Origin of the sequence: Amycolatopsis sp. CFH S0740 (genome assembly GCF_004522315.1) — a bacterium.
GTDB classification, from domain to species: domain Bacteria; phylum Actinomycetota; class Actinomycetes; order Mycobacteriales; family Pseudonocardiaceae; genus Amycolatopsis; species Amycolatopsis nivea.
On record NZ_SDLS01000043.1, the window covers coordinates 1 to 15,299 of the forward strand.

The 15,299-nt window shown below is 70.3% G+C and carries 16 protein-coding genes and 4 tRNA genes; 13 read left to right on the forward strand and 7 right to left on the reverse strand.

Features of this window, described 5'->3' with window-relative positions:
- Positions 1-145: 145 nt before the first annotated feature.
- Positions 146-1,150 (forward strand): glucose-6-phosphate dehydrogenase (coenzyme-F420), encoded by a 1,005-nt coding sequence (gene fgd, locus EIZ45_RS41905; RefSeq protein ID WP_134670440.1) that lies wholly within the window; start codon positions 146-148, stop codon positions 1,148-1,150.
- Positions 1,151-1,223: 73 nt separating this feature from the next.
- On the opposite strand, the gene EIZ45_RS41910 is transcribed toward fgd, so the two are convergent.
- The 5 genes from EIZ45_RS41910 to EIZ45_RS41930 all read right to left on the reverse strand — a co-directional run bounded on the left by EIZ45_RS41910 (position 1,224) and on the right by EIZ45_RS41930 (position 2,329).
- Positions 1,224-1,445, reverse strand: a complete 222-nt coding sequence (locus EIZ45_RS41910) for a hypothetical protein (protein WP_134670438.1) — start codon at positions 1,443-1,445, stop codon at positions 1,224-1,226.
- Between the two features lie 88 nt (positions 1,446-1,533).
- Positions 1,534-1,608 (reverse strand) — tRNA-Val (locus EIZ45_RS41915).
- A gap of 1 nt (position 1,609) precedes the next feature.
- Positions 1,610-1,680, reverse strand: a tRNA-Cys gene (locus EIZ45_RS41920).
- A gap of 21 nt (positions 1,681-1,701) precedes the next feature.
- Positions 1,702-1,774: transfer RNA gene (locus tag EIZ45_RS41925), tRNA-Gly, on the reverse strand.
- Positions 1,775-1,903: 129 nt separating this feature from the next.
- Positions 1,904-2,329: an SsgA family sporulation/cell division regulator gene (locus EIZ45_RS41930; RefSeq protein WP_005159130.1), complete on the reverse strand. Its 426-nt coding sequence runs from the start codon at positions 2,327-2,329 to the stop codon at positions 1,904-1,906.
- A 391-nt stretch (positions 2,330-2,720) separates the two neighbouring features.
- Between EIZ45_RS41930 and EIZ45_RS41935 the strand changes: the two genes are divergently transcribed.
- Positions 2,721-2,795 (forward strand) — tRNA-Val (locus EIZ45_RS41935).
- Between the two features lie 128 nt (positions 2,796-2,923).
- On the opposite strand, the gene EIZ45_RS41940 is transcribed toward EIZ45_RS41935, so the two are convergent.
- Both EIZ45_RS41940 and EIZ45_RS41945 read right to left on the reverse strand, forming a co-directional pair.
- A complete protein-coding gene (locus EIZ45_RS41940) occupies positions 2,924-3,187 on the reverse strand; it encodes a hypothetical protein (RefSeq protein ID WP_134661831.1) in 264 nt (87 codons plus the stop codon).
- Positions 3,184-3,723: an RNA polymerase sigma factor gene (locus tag EIZ45_RS41945; protein ID WP_134661830.1), complete on the reverse strand. Its 540-nt coding sequence runs from the start codon at positions 3,721-3,723 to the stop codon at positions 3,184-3,186. The genes EIZ45_RS41940 and EIZ45_RS41945 overlap by 4 nt, the downstream gene beginning before the upstream one ends.
- Before the next feature lie 390 nt (positions 3,724-4,113).
- Between EIZ45_RS41945 and EIZ45_RS41950 the strand changes: the two genes are divergently transcribed.
- The 11 genes from EIZ45_RS41950 to EIZ45_RS42000 all read left to right on the forward strand — a co-directional run bounded on the left by EIZ45_RS41950 (position 4,114) and on the right by EIZ45_RS42000 (position 15,163).
- Complete coding sequence (locus EIZ45_RS41950; RefSeq protein WP_255443833.1) at positions 4,114-4,995, forward strand: nitroreductase/quinone reductase family protein; 882 nt, start codon at positions 4,114-4,116, stop codon at positions 4,993-4,995.
- 646 nt (positions 4,996-5,641) lie between these two features.
- A complete protein-coding gene (locus EIZ45_RS41955) occupies positions 5,642-7,267 on the forward strand; it encodes a sugar transferase (protein WP_240690541.1) in 1,626 nt (541 codons plus the stop codon).
- Between the two features lie 155 nt (positions 7,268-7,422).
- The gene (locus tag EIZ45_RS41960; protein ID WP_043835898.1) at positions 7,423-8,034 is read left to right on the forward strand and encodes a malonic semialdehyde reductase; all 612 of its coding nucleotides are present in this window, start codon (positions 7,423-7,425) and stop codon (positions 8,032-8,034) included.
- A 155-nt stretch (positions 8,035-8,189) separates the two neighbouring features.
- A complete protein-coding gene (thrS, locus tag EIZ45_RS41965; protein WP_134661829.1) occupies positions 8,190-10,217 on the forward strand; it encodes a threonine--tRNA ligase in 2,028 nt (675 codons plus the stop codon).
- A complete protein-coding gene (locus EIZ45_RS41970; protein ID WP_037815627.1) occupies positions 10,214-10,756 on the forward strand; it encodes an HIT domain-containing protein in 543 nt (180 codons plus the stop codon). Before thrS ends, EIZ45_RS41970 begins: the two co-directional genes overlap by 4 nt.
- Before the next feature lie 50 nt (positions 10,757-10,806).
- Positions 10,807-11,337 (forward strand): MarR family winged helix-turn-helix transcriptional regulator, encoded by a 531-nt coding sequence (locus tag EIZ45_RS41975; RefSeq protein ID WP_043835895.1) that lies wholly within the window; start codon positions 10,807-10,809, stop codon positions 11,335-11,337.
- A 100-nt stretch (positions 11,338-11,437) separates the two neighbouring features.
- Positions 11,438-12,085: a phosphatidylinositol phosphate synthase gene (gene pgsA, locus EIZ45_RS41980; RefSeq protein WP_037815631.1), complete on the forward strand. Its 648-nt coding sequence runs from the start codon at positions 11,438-11,440 to the stop codon at positions 12,083-12,085.
- Entirely contained in the window at positions 12,082-12,993 is a 912-nt protein-coding gene (locus tag EIZ45_RS41985; RefSeq protein WP_043835893.1) for a phosphatidylinositol mannoside acyltransferase, read from the forward strand. Before pgsA ends, EIZ45_RS41985 begins: the two co-directional genes overlap by 4 nt.
- 17 nt (positions 12,994-13,010) lie before the next feature.
- Complete coding sequence (locus EIZ45_RS41990; RefSeq protein ID WP_134661869.1) at positions 13,011-14,153, forward strand: glycosyltransferase family 4 protein; 1,143 nt, start codon at positions 13,011-13,013, stop codon at positions 14,151-14,153.
- The gene (locus tag EIZ45_RS41995) at positions 14,150-14,635 is read left to right on the forward strand and encodes a hypothetical protein (RefSeq protein WP_043835892.1); all 486 of its coding nucleotides are present in this window, start codon (positions 14,150-14,152) and stop codon (positions 14,633-14,635) included. The genes EIZ45_RS41990 and EIZ45_RS41995 overlap by 4 nt, the downstream gene beginning before the upstream one ends.
- A gap of 15 nt (positions 14,636-14,650) precedes the next feature.
- Positions 14,651-15,163 carry an XdhC family protein gene (locus EIZ45_RS42000; RefSeq protein ID WP_043835890.1) on the forward strand — a complete coding sequence of 171 codons (513 nt, stop codon included), beginning with the start codon at positions 14,651-14,653 and terminating at the stop codon, positions 15,161-15,163.
- Positions 15,164-15,299: the final 136 nt, after the last annotated feature.

Here is a 15,299-nt window from a genome sequence, read left to right on the forward strand (position 1 = left end):
ACAACCAGCACCCGATCACGAACTACAGCTGGAGTACTAGCCCCGTTAGTGACCGACAGCACACCCGCCTCCGCAAGACCCGTCCGGGTACGGTTGACGGTGCCACGGAATCCTGCGTGGTGCGTGCGGACGGGGAAGGGCGATTGTGGAGCTGAAGGTCGGGTACAAGGCGTCGGCGGAGCAGTTCGGGCCTCGTGAGCTGGTGGAGTTCGCGGTGCGGGCCGAGGAGCTGGGGCTGGATTCGGTGTGGGTGTCGGATCATTTCCTGCCGTGGCGGCACGAGGGCGGGCACGCGCCGTGGGCGTTGGCGTGGATGCCGGCGGTGGCGGAGCGGACGAGCCGGGTGTTGATCGGGACGAGTGTGCTGACGCCGACGTTCCGGTACAACCCGGCGGTGATCGCGCAGGCGTTCGCGACGATGGCGCTGCTGTCGAACGACCGCGTGATCCTCGGTGCGGGCACCGGTGAGGCGTTGAACGAGATCGCGGTGTCGGGCCGGGAGTGGCCGGAGTTCAAGGAGCGGTTCGCGCGGCTGCGCGAGTCGGTGCGGCTGATGCGCGAGCTGTGGAGCAAGGACAGCGTCGATTTCGAGGGCGACTACTACCGGCTGGTGAACGCGAAGATCTACGACCGGCCGGAGCGTCCGGTGCCGGTGTACATCGCGGCGGGGGGTCCGGTGGTGGCGAAGTACGCGGGTCGCGCGGGCGACGGGATGATCTGCACGTCGGGCAAGGGCATGGAGCTGTACACCGAGAAGCTGATGCCCGCGATGGCCGAGGGCGCGGCCGCGGGCGAGCGCGACGCGTCGGGCGTGGACCGGATGATCGAGATCAAGATGTCCTACGACCGGGATCCGGAGAAGGCACTGGCGAACACCCGGTTCTGGGCGCCGTTGTCGTTGAGTGCGGAGCAGAAGCACTCGGTGTCGTCGGCGGAGGAGATGGAGCGGCTGGCCGACGAGTTGCCGATCGAGCAGGTCGCGAAGCGGTGGATCGTGGCGTCGGATCCGGACGAGGCGGTCGCGCAGATCAAGCCGTACCTCGACGCGGGCCTGAACCACCTGGTGTTCCACGGCCCCGGGCACGACCAGGAGCGTTACCTGTCGCAGTTCGCCGAGGACGTGCTGCCCCGGCTGCGCGCGCTGTCCTGACCGCGGTTCCCCTTCTTCTCTAGGGAAAAGGCCGGGCCGAGGTCCGCACCAGGCGTGCGGACCTCGGCCGCGGTCACTGCCGCCTGAACCGCCTTCTGCGGGCCGCCACCAGGAAGGCCGTGCCTCCGGCGACGAGCGCCACGCCGAGGATCAGCAGCATCGGCAGGAGCGGAATCCCGGTCGAGGCCAGCGAATCCGTGTCCGTCGCGTCCGAGGCGGGCGGATGGGCCGCCGGGGGAGCCGGGTTCGGGCTCGTGCCCGGCGGTGCCGACGACGTGGGCGGGCACGGCGGCACCGGAAGCGACCTTGTTCCCGGCGTGAAGCACGGGGGACACGGAAAAGCCCTGCCTCTCCGAGGAGAAGGCAGGGCTTCCGGATAACGCTGGTGCGCGATACTGGGATTGAACCAGTGACCTCTTCCGTGTCAGGGAAGCGCTCTCCCGCTGAGCTAATCGCGCGAGGTGGAGACGGGATTCGAACCCGTGTACACGGCTTTGCAGGCCGTTGCCTCGCCTCTCGGCCACTCCACCGCATGGGGCTTGAGCCCTCCGAGCGGACGACGGGATTCGAACCCGCGACCCTCACCTTGGCAAGGTGATGCGCTACCAGCTGCGCTACGTCCGCACTACCCTGGGTCCGAGGCGGCACCGGTATTCCGGTCCGCACCCCGTCGCCGTGGTGTGAAGAAACCATATCGGACCCCGGCAACCGTCCTGGCACCGGGGGGTTGTTGGCCCGCTCGCGGGCCGGTGATCAGGCCAGATCGTTCGGGATCAGGTGGGTGAGCGCGTCGTCGACGTCGACCCACAGGTGCTCGTTGCCCGGCAGCACGACGTCGTACGTGCGGTCGAGGAAATCGGCCAGCTCCTGCGCGGACGCCTCGAACATGGCGTGCCCGGACGGCGAGTTCAGCTCGATCAGGACCGACTCCGGGTCCTCCACCGAGGGCCGGATCCGGACGTCCCCGTCGCCCGCGTCGGCGAGGAGGCCGTCGGCGAGCAGGTCGCGCGCGTAGACCCATTCGACCCAGCCGGCCCGCCCGGTGCGGAAGGCGGCGACGACGGCATAGGGGTCGCGGGTGTCGTAGCGCAGCTCCACCTTCACCGGAACCGCCGGGGTCCGCGGCGCCAGCAGGTCGAAGACCGCCGTCGAGCGGAGCGTCACGTGATCGTTGCGCATCGTCCTACCCTTCGTCTCCCTTCCCGGCCCGGACGACCGAGGACAACGGTGAGACGCACCAGGAGCCGGGATCCGTCGCGAGTGCGCTCGAGATCACCCGTTCGAGACCGTCTGCCCCGAGGTCCGTCCGGTCCGTCGCCGTCCGTGCCGCGCAGCCTTCAGCGGGCGCCCGGTGGGGAGCCACCAGTACATCTTGCGCGGTTCGGCCGCTGTGCGATAGCACCGTCGCACGGATGTCGCGGACGCCCGCACGCGCCCCCGCCCGGGCAAGGCCTTGGTTAGCTCGGGATTGTTCGGACGGTATTCGCTGGCAGACGCGCTGTAGTCGGATCAAACCACCCGTTTGCAGGCCCCCGAAAGTCGTGGGGTAGGCTGAATCCGCACCGCGAGCGGGCGATTAGCTCAGCGGGAGAGCGCTTCGTTCACACCGAAGAGGTCACTGGTTCGATCCCAGTATCGCCCACCAGCAGCATCCGATGGCCTGCCGACGATCTTCGCCGGCAGGCCATCGGCGTCTCCAGGGCTGGCCTCTCCCGTCCGGACCGGCACGTCGCTTATGGCGTGCACGCGAGAAGACGGTGAGGGCCAGCCAGTTCAGGAACCTCTCGTCGAGATCCGGCACTGCCCGTCGGCGCACGTCCGTTCCAGGCGGCCCCGCGAGAGGGTCTGCGCCAGCCCGATCGCCCAGCACGTCGGACATCCGCGCAGGGCCAGCACGCCCGCGGGCAGGAGCAGCACGCTCGCCCATCCGACGACCGGGGCCAGCGCGATCGACGCGGCGATCAGGCCGAATCCGGTCGCCCCGCGGGCGAGATGGACGGGCAGGGACTTGCTGGCGAACGACGGTCGGGTGCTCATCGGTCTTCCTCCGGGAGATCCAGGCGGGCGTGCACGGCGGCGCGGGCACGGTGCAAGCGCGACTTCATCGCCGCCGTGCTCAGGCCCAGCGACTTGGCGACGGTCTTTCCCGGCAGGCCCTGGATGTCGCGCATGATCAGCACGCCGCGCTGATCGGCGGGCAGCGCGGCGACGGCGGCGGACAGACGTTCGACCTCGAGCCTGCTCAGCACGTCTTCCTCGGCGGACGGGCCGGCTGCTTCCGGGACCGGCTCGTCGCGCTGCACCAAAGCCCGCGCCCGCCGCAGGCATTCGTTGCGCACGATGCGGAACATCCACGACGCGAGCGCGGCCGTCGCCCGCAGCGTTCCGATCTTGCGGAACAGGACGATCATCGCCTCCTGCGCCGCGTCCTCGGCGTCCTGGCTGCTCGCGCACAACGAGAACGCGAACCGCCGCACGTGCGGGTACGCGCCGGACACCAGCACGGCGATCGACGCTTCGTCGCCGCGCTGCGCCGCCGCCACGAGCTGCTCTGCCGGCCAGGGCTCAGCCACGCTTCGACCTTCCGCGCGCTCGCAGGAAAACCACGCAACTGCACACCAGAACCACCACGACTGCCGCCGCGACAATGATCAGGGTCATCGAGCCTCCTTCGTCGTGCCGGCCTCGTGGCCGCACGCCCATAAGAGCGACCGGCCCGGCGAAAGGATTCGGCCTTCGCCGCACGAGGTTCGGAAGCTGTGCTAATTTAGCCGTGCGCCCCGTATGGGCCTACGCATGGAGGTAGCGGCTAACCAGCCAGCACAGAGATCGGGCTCTCCGTCTCTCGCAGTTCCGCGGATCCGTCGACCGGATCGCTGCGCCATGCCTGTGCCTGCGGGGTCTTTTCGCGTGCCCTTTTCCTGTGCTCGACTCCTCCTTTCCGAAAACCCGAAAGGAATTGTGTGAGCAACGATTTTCACCGCCGGCTGATCGCCGATTTCCGGGCGAACCGCGGCGCACTGGGCGGCATGTTCGACGGCTGGTCGCTGGCGGTGCTGACGACGACCGGCGCGCGGACCGGCCTGCCCCGCGAGGTGCTCCTCGGCTACCTGGAGATCGAGGGAAACGGAGTGGTCGTAGCCTCGGCGAACGGCGCGGACCGCCATCCCGGCTGGTACCACAACATCCGCCGGAACCCGATGGTGACCGTCGAAGTGGGCGGCGAGGCCTACCAGGCGATGGCGGCCATTCCGCAGGGCGCCGCGTACAAGAAGCTTTTCGCGCAGGTAATCGCGGAGGCTCCGGGTTACGGTGATTACCAGGCGAAGACGACCCGGGAAATTCCGGTGGTTGTTTTGCATCGGATCGACGAGCGGGTCACAGGAATGGGCGATTGGCTCGTCGAAGTGCACCAATGGTTTCGCGCGGAGTTGCGGGCGCTGCGCGAGCAGGCGGACGAACTGGTCAACGGCCGCGCGACAGCGATCGTCCGGCCGGAGCCGGACCTTGCGCAGGAGATGCGGACCCACTGCCTCAGCTTCTGCACCGCGCTGCGCAGGCATCACGTCGGCGAGGACTCCGTGGTGTTCCCTTCGCTGGCCGAGCAGTTCCCCGCGCTCGCGCCGGTGATCGCGCAGCTCGCCGAGCAGCATCAGGTGGTGGCGCGTCTGCAGGACTCGATCCGGGAACTGGTCGAGAGCTTCGTCCCCGGCGAATCCGACCCGGTGCGGCTGCGTGCGGAACTGGAGCGGCTCGCTGGTGAGCTGGGGGCGCACTTCGAGTTCGAGGAGCGAGCGGTGGTGACTGCGCTCAACGCCACGGCTGCCGCTCCGCCGACTGCCTGAGCCGAGGCAGTTTCGTTCCGGGAGGGGCGCTCTCCGATTCGGAGGGAGTGGGCCAGGACTCGGCCGGGTGTCCAGTGTGGACTTGATCGCGGTGAGAACACGGCGGCAGTCCGGGAAAAATGTGCGGAGGAGGCCCCGGCCCGGCAGGCGGAGGGCCTCCCCGGATGGTTCAGACCAGCCGAATGGCCGCAAACCGGGCGGCCCTCCGCATTCCGGAGCGGATTGCGCTGCGGGCAAGGGAAATCGGCGGGTCGGCGGAGAGCTTGTGCCCGAACGGCGGTTGGGGCGGGCGCGAGCCCGGGCGATGACCCGCGCGGGGGAGCTGATTCGGCTGCGGGCTCGCTGGGCCGTTCGGTGTAGGTAGTGGGAAACTTGACTACAGCGGGTAATTCCCGTTGCCGGGTGAGCGTGACCCATCGTGACATCCCCGTTATCTTCCCGGTGCTTCCTGACGGGAAAGACTCGCAGGCCGTGGCTGGAAAATCTCTGTAACACCGCTCGCTGACCACCCGATACCTTGGCGAGTGTCACACCTTCGGCGACGTGGAGCCGGACCGTCTCGTGATCACCGATTGTGATCATCGGCCCTGACTCAGCGTGCCGGCGGCGATCAGGTCCGGGGAGCTTGCGCAGCGCGGGAGGACTGATGGAAGAACCGGTGCGGTCATGGCCGGCGGACAGCGTCGGGCTGCCGCGGGTCGACCTCAGGGCGGTTCCCGCGCCGCCGGTCGACATGGCGGTCCCGCCGCCCGGCCGTGCCGCGGACGACCGGCTCGACTCCACCGCCAAGCACCGGCTGGAGCCCTTCGCCAAGCACCGGCTCGACCCCGCCGCGGAAGACCGGCTCGATCCCGTCCCGGCGTCCCCGCAGGAAGAGGGCGATCCGCCGAAAACGCACGCCGCGGAGTGGGAGAAACGCTACCGCCGGACGGTCATCGCTTCGGATCTCGTCGCGGCGTGCGTGGTGATCGCGATCAGCGCCTTCGTCATCGACCGGCTGGCGCCGCACGACATGCACGCGTTCGGCACCGCGTTCGCGATCCTCTGCGCCCTTCCGGCCAGCCGGGCCTGGAGCGCCCGGGTGCTGGGGGAGGGCCCCGAGGAGTACCGCACGCTCGGCCGGGCGCTGATCACCGCGGCGGTCCTGGTCGCGTTCGGCGGACTGCTGTTCGGCGCGCTCGAAGTGCAGCCCTGGGTGTTTTTCGTAGTCCCCGCTGTCGCCTTAGTGCTGTTTCCCCAGCGGTACGTGCTCCGCCAGATCCTGCACCGGAGACGGCGGCGCGGGCTGTGCCTGCTGCCGGTGATGGCGGCGGGCAGCGCGAAAACGGTCGCGGACCTGATCAAGCGGACGCGGACCGAGGCGCACGTCGGATGGCGGGTCGAGGCGGTCTGCACGTCCACCGGGCACGGGGAGATCGACGGGGTTCCGGTCGTCGGGCGGTTGGAGGAGCTGTCCCGGCACGTGCGCCGCGGCGGGTACCGGGTCGTCGCCATCACGGCCGACCAGTACTGGAATCCCGAGCGGCTGCAGCGGCTCGCCTGGGATCTCGAAGGCACCTCGGCGGAAATGGTCGTCGCGCCGGTCCTGATGGAGGTGGCCGGCCCGCGGCTGAACGTCAGCGGAGTCCTGGGCATGCCGCTGCTTCGGGTGACCGCGCCCGCGTTCACCGGCGGACGGCGGTTGGTCAAAGAGGTCGTCGACCGCTGCGGCGCGACCTTGCTGCTGGCGCTGTTCTCCCCGGTGCTGCTGGCGATCGCGGTAGCGGTGAAGGCGGGCGACCGCGGTCCGGTGGTCTACCGGCAGCGGCGCATCGGCAAGGACGGCGAAGCGTTCACCATGCTCAAATTCCGCACCATGGTCGTGAACGCGCACCTCATCCGGCGCGACCTGGAGAACGCGAACGAAGGCGCGGGGCCGCTCTTCAAGATGAAGAAGGATCCCCGCGTCACGAAGGTCGGCGGGATGCTGCGCCGGTACTCGCTCGACGAACTGCCGCAGCTGTTCAACGTCGTCGCCGGGCGGATGTCGCTGGTCGGGCCCCGGCCGCCGCTGCCGGAGGAGACGGCGACGTACGCTCCGGCCGCGCGCCGCAGGCTGCTGGTGAAGCCGGGGCTGACCGGGCTGTGGCAGGTGAGCGGGCGCAGCGATCTTTCCTGGGACGAGAGCATCCGGCTCGACCTGCGCTACGTCGAGGACTGGTCGCTGGCGCTGGACCTGGTGATCCTCTGGAAGACCTTCCGCGCGGTCCTCGCCGGGCAGGGCGCCTACTGACCTGCGAAGATCGTTCCGCTCGCGGCCGCCGGTCCCGCAACGGGCCGGCGGCCGCGCAGTGCGCTGAGTCACAACCGGGCCGTCGGAGAAATAGTCAAGCGTTCAACCAGGTTGGTGCCGTGCGTAGGCGACAGCACGGAAGGAACGCCGAACCGATGACTACTTTCGCAGAGTCCCAGCAGCTGCAGGTGCCCGCCGAGGTGCAGGACCTGCTGTTCCGCGAGGCGCGCACGGCCAACAGCTTCAGCTCGGAGCCGGTGACCGACGAGCAGGTCCGCGCGATCTACGACCTCGTCAAGTGGGCCCCGACCTCGATGAACACCCAGCCGCTGCGCGCGCTGGTGATCCGCAGCGACGAGGCCAAGCAGCGCCTGCTGCCGCACATGGCCGAGGGCAACCGCGCCAAGACCGAGGCCGCGCCGCTGACCGTGATCCTGGCCGCGGACGTCGACTTCCACGAGAACATCCCGCAGACCTTCCCGCACAACCCCGGCGTGAAGGACAACTTCGCCGACGAGGCGGGCCGCGTCGAGTTCTCCAAGCTGAACTCGCTGCTGCAGGTCGGCTACTTCATCATCGGCGTGCGCGCCGCCGGACTGGCCGCGGGCCCGATGACCGGCTTCGACGCCGCGGGCGTCGACAAGGAGTTCTTCTCCGGCAACAACTGGCGTTCGCTCGTCGCGGTGAACATCGGCAAGCCGGGCGAGAACCCGTGGTTCGACCGCCTGCCGCGGCTCGACTTCGACCAGGTCGTCGAGACCCTCTGACCCTTCCCGCGCCGCCGAGAGGCCGCCCCGCACGCCCGGGGCGGCCTTTCGGCGTCCGGGGGCAGTGTTGGCTGACGGCGGTCGAATCGGCGAACCCGCCGACGGCTAGCATCAGCGGAAGCCGTTTCAGTCACATCTCCCAAAGGAGTCCGATCGTGTCCCAACCGTCGTCAGCTGCCGCCGTACCCGCCCCGCGCGTGGTGGTGCCGGCGGGCACTACGGCGGGCGCCGCGGTGCGCGAAGCCGGGCTGCCCACCAAGGGCCCGGACACGATCGTCGTCGTCCGCGACGCCGACGGGAAACTGCGCGACCTGGCGTGGGTGCCGGAAGCCGAAGCCCAGGTCGAGGCCGTCGCGGCGAACACCGAGGACGGCCGCAGCGTGATCCGGCACTCCGCCGCGCACGTGCTCGCCCAGGCCGTGCAGCAGGAATTCCCGGACGCCAAGCTCGGCATCGGCCCGCCGGTGCGCGACGGCTTCTACTACGACTTCGCCGTCGAAAAGCCGTTCACGCCCGAGGATCTGCAGAAGCTCGAGAAGCGGATGAAGCAGATCGTCAAGGGCGCGCAGCAGTTCTCGCGCCGCGTCTTCGCCTCGACTGACGAGGCCAAGGAAGAACTGGCGAACGAGCCTTTCAAGCTCGAACTGGTGGACATCAAGTCCGATGTGGACACCACCGAGGTGATGGAGGTCGGCGGCGGAGAGCTGACCATCTACGACAACCTCGACCCGCGCACCAAGGAACGCGTGTGGAGCGACCTCTGCCGCGGCCCGCACGTGCCCACCACCAAGTTCATCCCGGCCTTCAAGCTCACCCGCGTGGCCGCGGCGTACTGGCGCGGCAACGAGAAAAACCCGCAGCTGCAACGGATCTACGGCACCGCGTGGGAATCGGCCGAGGCGCAGGACGCCCACCTCGAGCGCATCGCCGAGGCCGAGCGCCGCGACCACCGCAAGCTCGGCGCGGAGCTGGACCTGTTCTCCTTCCCCGAGGAGATCGGCTCCGGGCTGCCGGTGTTCCACCCCAAGGGCGGCATCATCCGCCGCGAGCTGGAGAACTACTCGCGCCGCCGGCACGAGGAAGCCGGCTACGAGTTCGTGAACACGCCGCACATCTCCAAGGGCGACCTGTTCCACACCTCCGGGCACCTCCCGTACTACGCGGACACCATGTTCCCGCCGGTGCAGTTCGAGGAAGAGGACTACTACCTCAAGGCCATGAACTGCCCGATGCACAACCTGATCTTCCGCTCGCGCGGGCGGTCCTACCGCGAACTGCCGCTGCGGCTGTTCGAATTCGGCACCGTCTACCGCTACGAGAAGTCCGGCGTCGTGCACGGCCTCACCCGCGTGCGCGGCCTGACGATGGACGATTCGCACATCTACTGCACCAAGGAGCAGATGCCGTCCGAACTGCGGTCGCTGCTCAAGTTCGTGCTGGACCTGCTGGCCGACTACGGCCTGTCCGACTTCTACCTCGAACTGTCCACCCGGGGCGACTCGGACAAGTTCATCGGCGAGGACTGGGAGTGGGAGGAGGCCACCGAGACGCTGCGCCAGGCCGCCGTCGACTCCGGCCTCGAACTGGTGCCGGACCCGGGCGGCGCGGCCTTCTACGGCCCGAAGATCTCGGTGCAGGCGAAGGACGCCATCGGCCGCACCTGGCAGATGTCGACCATCCAGCTCGACTTCAACCAGAACAAGCGGTTCGGCCTCGAGTACACCGCGTCCGACGGCAGCCGCCAGCGGCCGATCATGATCCACCGCGCGCTGTTCGGCTCGATCGAGCGGTTCTTCGGCGTGCTGACCGAGCACTACGCGGGCGCGTTCCCGGCGTGGCTGTCGCCGGTGCAGACGGTCGCCATCCCGATCACCGCCGACCAGGTCGAGTACCTGCGCGGCGTGGAGAAGGCGTTGCGCGCCAAGGGGATCCGGGTCGAGGTCGACGCGAGCGACGACCGGATGCAGAAGAAGATCCGCACGCACACCACGCAGAAGGTGCCGTTCCTGCTGCTGGCCGGCGCGAAGGACGCGGAGGCGGGCGCGGTGTCGTTCCGGTTCCGCGACGGCGGCCAGATCAACGGGATCCCGGTGGACCAGGCGGTCGACGCGATCGCCGAGTGGGTCGAGCGCCGGGAGAACGCGTCGCCGTCGGCCGAGGCCGTGGAGAAGATCCTGAAGTGACCGAGCCGGAACTCGTCGAACAGGACGGGGTCGGGGTCCCGGACGCGCTGCAGCGGCTGTGGACCCCGCACCGGATGGCCTACATCCGCGGCCAGGACAAGCCCGAGGGCGAGGAGTCCGACGGCTGCCCGTTCTGCCGCCTGCCCGGTCTCGGCGACGACAAGCGCGCGCTGATCGTCGCCCGCGGCGAAACCGTGTTCGCGGTGCTGAACCTGTACCCGTACAACCCGGGGCACCTGATGGTGGTCCCGTACCGGCACGTCGCGGACTACCCGGACCTGACGCCCGAGGAGACGCGCGAGCTGGCCGAGTTCACCCAGCACGCGATGGGCGTCATCCGGGCGGTCTCGGCGGCGCACGGGTTCAACATCGGGATGAACCAGGGCGTGATCGCCGGGGCGGGCATCGCCGCGCACCTGCACCAGCACCTGGTGCCGCGCTGGGGCGGCGACGCGAACTTCATGCCGGTGATCGGGCACACGAAGGTGCTGCCGCAGCTGCTCGGCGAAACCCGCGACCTGCTCGCGGGCGCGTGGTGAGGCCCGTCGCGCGGCGGTAATTGAGTGCTCAACCAGCGTATGATGACGATATGTCCGAACCACGCTGGCTGACCGACGACGAGCAGCGGGTCTGGCGCGCCTACGCCCAGGCCAGTTCGCTGCTGCACGCACACCTCGAGGGACAGCTGCAGCACGAGTCGGGCATGCCGCACACGTACTACGAGGTGCTCGTCGCGCTGTCCGAAGCGGACGGACGGCGGCTGCGGATGAGCGAACTCGCGTCGGTGCGCGGTTCGTCGCGCAGCAGGCTGTCGCACGCGGTGGCGCGGCTGGAGGCGAAGGGCTGGGTCCAGCGCGAGTCGTGCCCCACGGACAAGCGCGGGTCGTGGGCGGTGCTCACCGACTCCGGGTTCGCCGCGCTGGAGGAAGCCGCGCCCGGGCACGTCGAGGCGGTCCGGGAGACGCTGTTCGACCAGCTGAGCGCCGAGCAGGTGCGCCAGCTCGGCGAGATTTCCGAGGCGATCCTGGCCGGGCTGCGGCCCAAGTGCCAGGCCGTCCGGGAGGCCGAGGAGGCGGCGGAATCGGCCGCGCCGCTCGCCGAACTGCCGAAATCCGGCTGACGTTCCGGCGGGTCGCGGGCGGGCGGGTCCGGTTCGGACAGCGGGGTCGATAGGCTTTCGTCGCCCACCCGCTCCCGAATCAGGTGCACAGACGAGGAAGATGCTCAACATTTTCGCCCGTGCCTCGGTCTCCCGTGTGACGGACCCGATCGGCGCCGCCCTGGTCCGCGCCGGACTGACCCCGAACGCGATGACCGTGCTCGGCACCGCGGGCGCCGTCGCGTGCGCGCTGGCGTTCTTCCCGCAGGGGATGCTGCTGTGGGGCACGTTCACCGTTTGGGGCTTCGCCATGCTCGACCTGCTCGACGGCGCGATGGCCCGCGCCCGCGGGTACGGCACGCCCTTCGGCGCGGTGCTCGACGCGACGTGCGACCGGCTGGTCGACGGCGCGCTGTTCGCCGCGATCGCGTGGTGGTGCTTCGTCCAGGACCACAACAACCGGGCCGCGGCCGCCGCGCTGATCTGCCTCGTGCTGGCCCAGGTCATTTCCTACGTGAAGGCGCGCGCCGAAGCGTCCGGCCTCGAAGCCGACGGCGGGCTGGTGGAACGCGCGGAGCGGCTCATCATCGCCCTCGTCGGCACCGGGCTGCACGGCTTGGGCGTGCCCTACACCGTCGAGATCACGCTGTGGCTGCTCGCCGTGCTGTCGGTGGTCACGCTGCTGCAGCGGGCCGCGGCGGTGGCGAGCGCGGCGCGGGCGGCCGCGGCGAAACAGGCCGACTCATCGGCAGGCGGGGCGCAACCGTGAGCACACTGTCCCAGCGGCTCAGCGAGTTCGGCTACGCGACGGGCTGGCGGTTCGTCCGGCGGGTGCCGAAGTCGTTCGGGTCGGCGACCTTCGCCTTCGGCGCCGACATGGCCGCGCGGCGCGGCGGCGGGGGAGTGCGGCAGCTGCGCGCCAACCTCGCGCGCGTCGTGCCGCAGGCAGGCGAAGCGGAGCTGGACGAGCTGGTGCGGCGCGCGATGCGGTCGTATGCGCGGTACTGGTTCGAGACGTTCCGGCTTCCGGCGATGGACCACGCGGCGGTCGCGAAGCAGGTGACGGTGACCGGCGCGGAGAACATCGACGCCGCGCTCGCCGAGGGCAACGGCGCGGTGATGACGCTGCCGCACAGCGGGAACTGGGACATCGCCGGAGTCTGGCTCGCGAGCTACGCGGGCACCTTCACCACGGTCGCGGAACGGCTCAAGCCCGAATCGCTGTACCGCCGGTTCGTGTCGTTCCGGGAGTCGCTCGGCTTCGAGATCGTGCCGCTGACCGGCGACAGCGCGGCGATGCGGCTGCTGCTGCGGCGGCTGCGCGAGAACAAGGTGGTGGTCCTGCTGGGGGACCGGGACCTGACGTCGTCCGGGATCCCGGTGCGGTTTTTCGGCGAGCAGACCCACCTGCCGCCCGGCCCGGCGCGGCTCGCCGCCACCACCGGCGCCGCGCTGCTGCCGACCGGCTGCTGGTTCACCGAGGACGGCTGGGAGATCCGGATCCACCCGCGCATCCGCGTCACCGCGCGGGCCGAGGTGCCCGCCGCGACGCAGGCGCTGGCCGACGTGTTCGCCGGCGACATCGCCGCGCATCCGGCCGACTGGCACATGCTGCAGCCGTTCTGGCCCGCCGACGCGGCGGCAAAGGAGCCCAAGCCGCTGGAAGAAGCGAGCTGACCCGGATGGCGCGCGGGTTGAAGATCGGGATCGTGTGCCCGTACTCGTTCGACGTTCCGGGCGGGGTCCAGGGGCACGTGATCGACCTGGCGAAGGCCCTGCTCGAACGCGGGCACCGGGTGTCGGTGCTGGCTCCGGCGGACGAGGACGCGCAGCTGCCGGATTTCGTGCACCCGGCGGGCAAAGCACTGGGGATCCCGTACAACGGCTCGGTCGCGCGGCTGCAGTTCGGGCCGGTTTCCTACGCCCGGGTGCGGCGGTGGATCCGGGACAACGGCTTCGACGTGCTGCACCTGCACGAACCGGCCGCGCCGAGCCTGTCGCTGCTGGCGCTGAAGGTCGCGGACGGGCCGATCGTGGCCACCTTCCACACCGCGACGACGCGCTCGCGGACGCTGGCGGCGTTCCAGCCGGTGCTGCGTCCGCTGCTGGAGAAGATCACCGCGCGGATCGCGGTGTCGGTGCTGGCCCGGCGGGTGCAGGTGGAGCATGCGGGCGGCGACGCGGTGGAGATCCCGAACGGCGTGGACGTCGACTTCTTTTCCCGCGCGCTGCCGCTGGACGGCTACCCGCGCGCGGGCGGGACGATCGGGTTCGTCGGCCGGTTCACCGAACCGCGCAAGGGCATGGACGTGCTGCTGGAGGCCGCGCGGCGGTTGCTCCCGGAGTTCGAGGACCTCCGGCTGCTCGTGGTCGGCCGCGGCGAGCCGGACCAGCTGCGGCGGATGGCCGGGCCGCAGCTGTGGCCGCACATCGAACTGCTGGGCCAGGTCGACGACGAGACGAAGGCGCGTGCCCTGCGCAGCGTCGACGTCTACTGCGCGCCCAACACCGGCGGCGAAAGCTTCGGGATGATCCTCACCGAGGCGATGGCGGCGGGCACCGCGGTGCTGGCGAGCGGCCTCGACTCGTTCCGCCGCGTCCTCGACGACGGCCGCGCCGGAATGCTCACCACGACCGGCGACCCGGCCTCCCTGGCCGACGGCCTGCGCGAACTCCTGGGCGACCCAGCACACCGCGCGTCGCTCGCCGCCGCGGCGGGCGAGCGGGTGACCGCGTACGACTGGGGGGTCGTGGTCACGCAGGTGCTGCGGGTGTACGAGACGGCCATCGCGGCGGATCCCCGGCTGGTCGCGGCGGGGGAGCGGGAGCTCGCGTGACGGTGCTGGTGTGGCTGCTCGTGGCGGCGGCCGCGATCGTGGTGCTCGGCGGGCTGTTCCTGGTCGCGACCGCGAACCGGCTCGACCGCCTGCACGTCCGGACCGACGCGGGCTGGGCCGCTCTGGAAGCCGCTCTCGCCCGCCGAGCCGTGGTAGCCCGAGCCGTCGCCGCCGTGCTGCACGACGGTGCCGAACTGCACGCCGCGGCCGCTCGCGCTGAGGCTGCCGCGCGGCCGGACCGCGAGGCCGCGGAGAACGAACTGACGCTGGTCCTGGCCCCGATCGACCGGTCCCGGCTGCCAGTCGTGCTCGCCGAGGAACTGACCGACGCCGAACACCGGGTCGTCATCGCCCGCCGCGTGCACAACGACGCCGTGCGGGACACGCTGGCGCTGCGGCGGCGCCGGAAGGTGCGGTACTTCAAGCTCGCCGGGACCGCGCCGCTGCCGGAGTACTTCGAATTCGCCGAGCCGGACCTCTGAGGCAGACTGAGGCGCATGACGACCGAACCCGATGCCTGCGCCGTCGCACACGGCGAGGTCGAAGAACCGCCCGCCGAACGGACCCTGGTCGCCGTGTTCGCCTCGCCGGTGGCCCGGTACCTGCTGCGCTACGCGGCCGATCTGGGCTACCACGCCGTGCTGTTCGAGCCGGACGAGGCGCGGGCCAGCGATGCCACCGAAGGCGTCGAAGTCCGCACCACCGCGCCGTCTCCGGGAGCGGACGCGGACGTCGTCGTGACCGACCATCACCGCCCGGAACTCGGAACGGTCCTGCAAGCCGCGCTGGCGACGCCGACGCGGTGGGTGGGCGTGCTGGGCAACCCGCGGCATCCGGGACCGCACGTGGAAGCCCTGCGCGCGCTGGGCGTGGCGGAGCCGGACATCGCGCGGGTGCACCGGCCGGTCGGGCTGAACATCGGCTCGCGCACCCCGGCGGAAATCGCGATCGCGACACTGGCCGGGTTGGTGGCGGACCGCAACGGGCGGCCGGGCGGGTTCGAGTTCTGACTCGTGAGTGGCTATGCCGGTTAGAACCGGCATAGCCACTCACGAGGCGGGCCAGGGCGCAGCGGGAGTCGGCAGGAGACCGGCCTGAAGCTTGCTGCGGTCGCGTTGCCTGGGCAGGCGTCGTGAGTGGCAATCC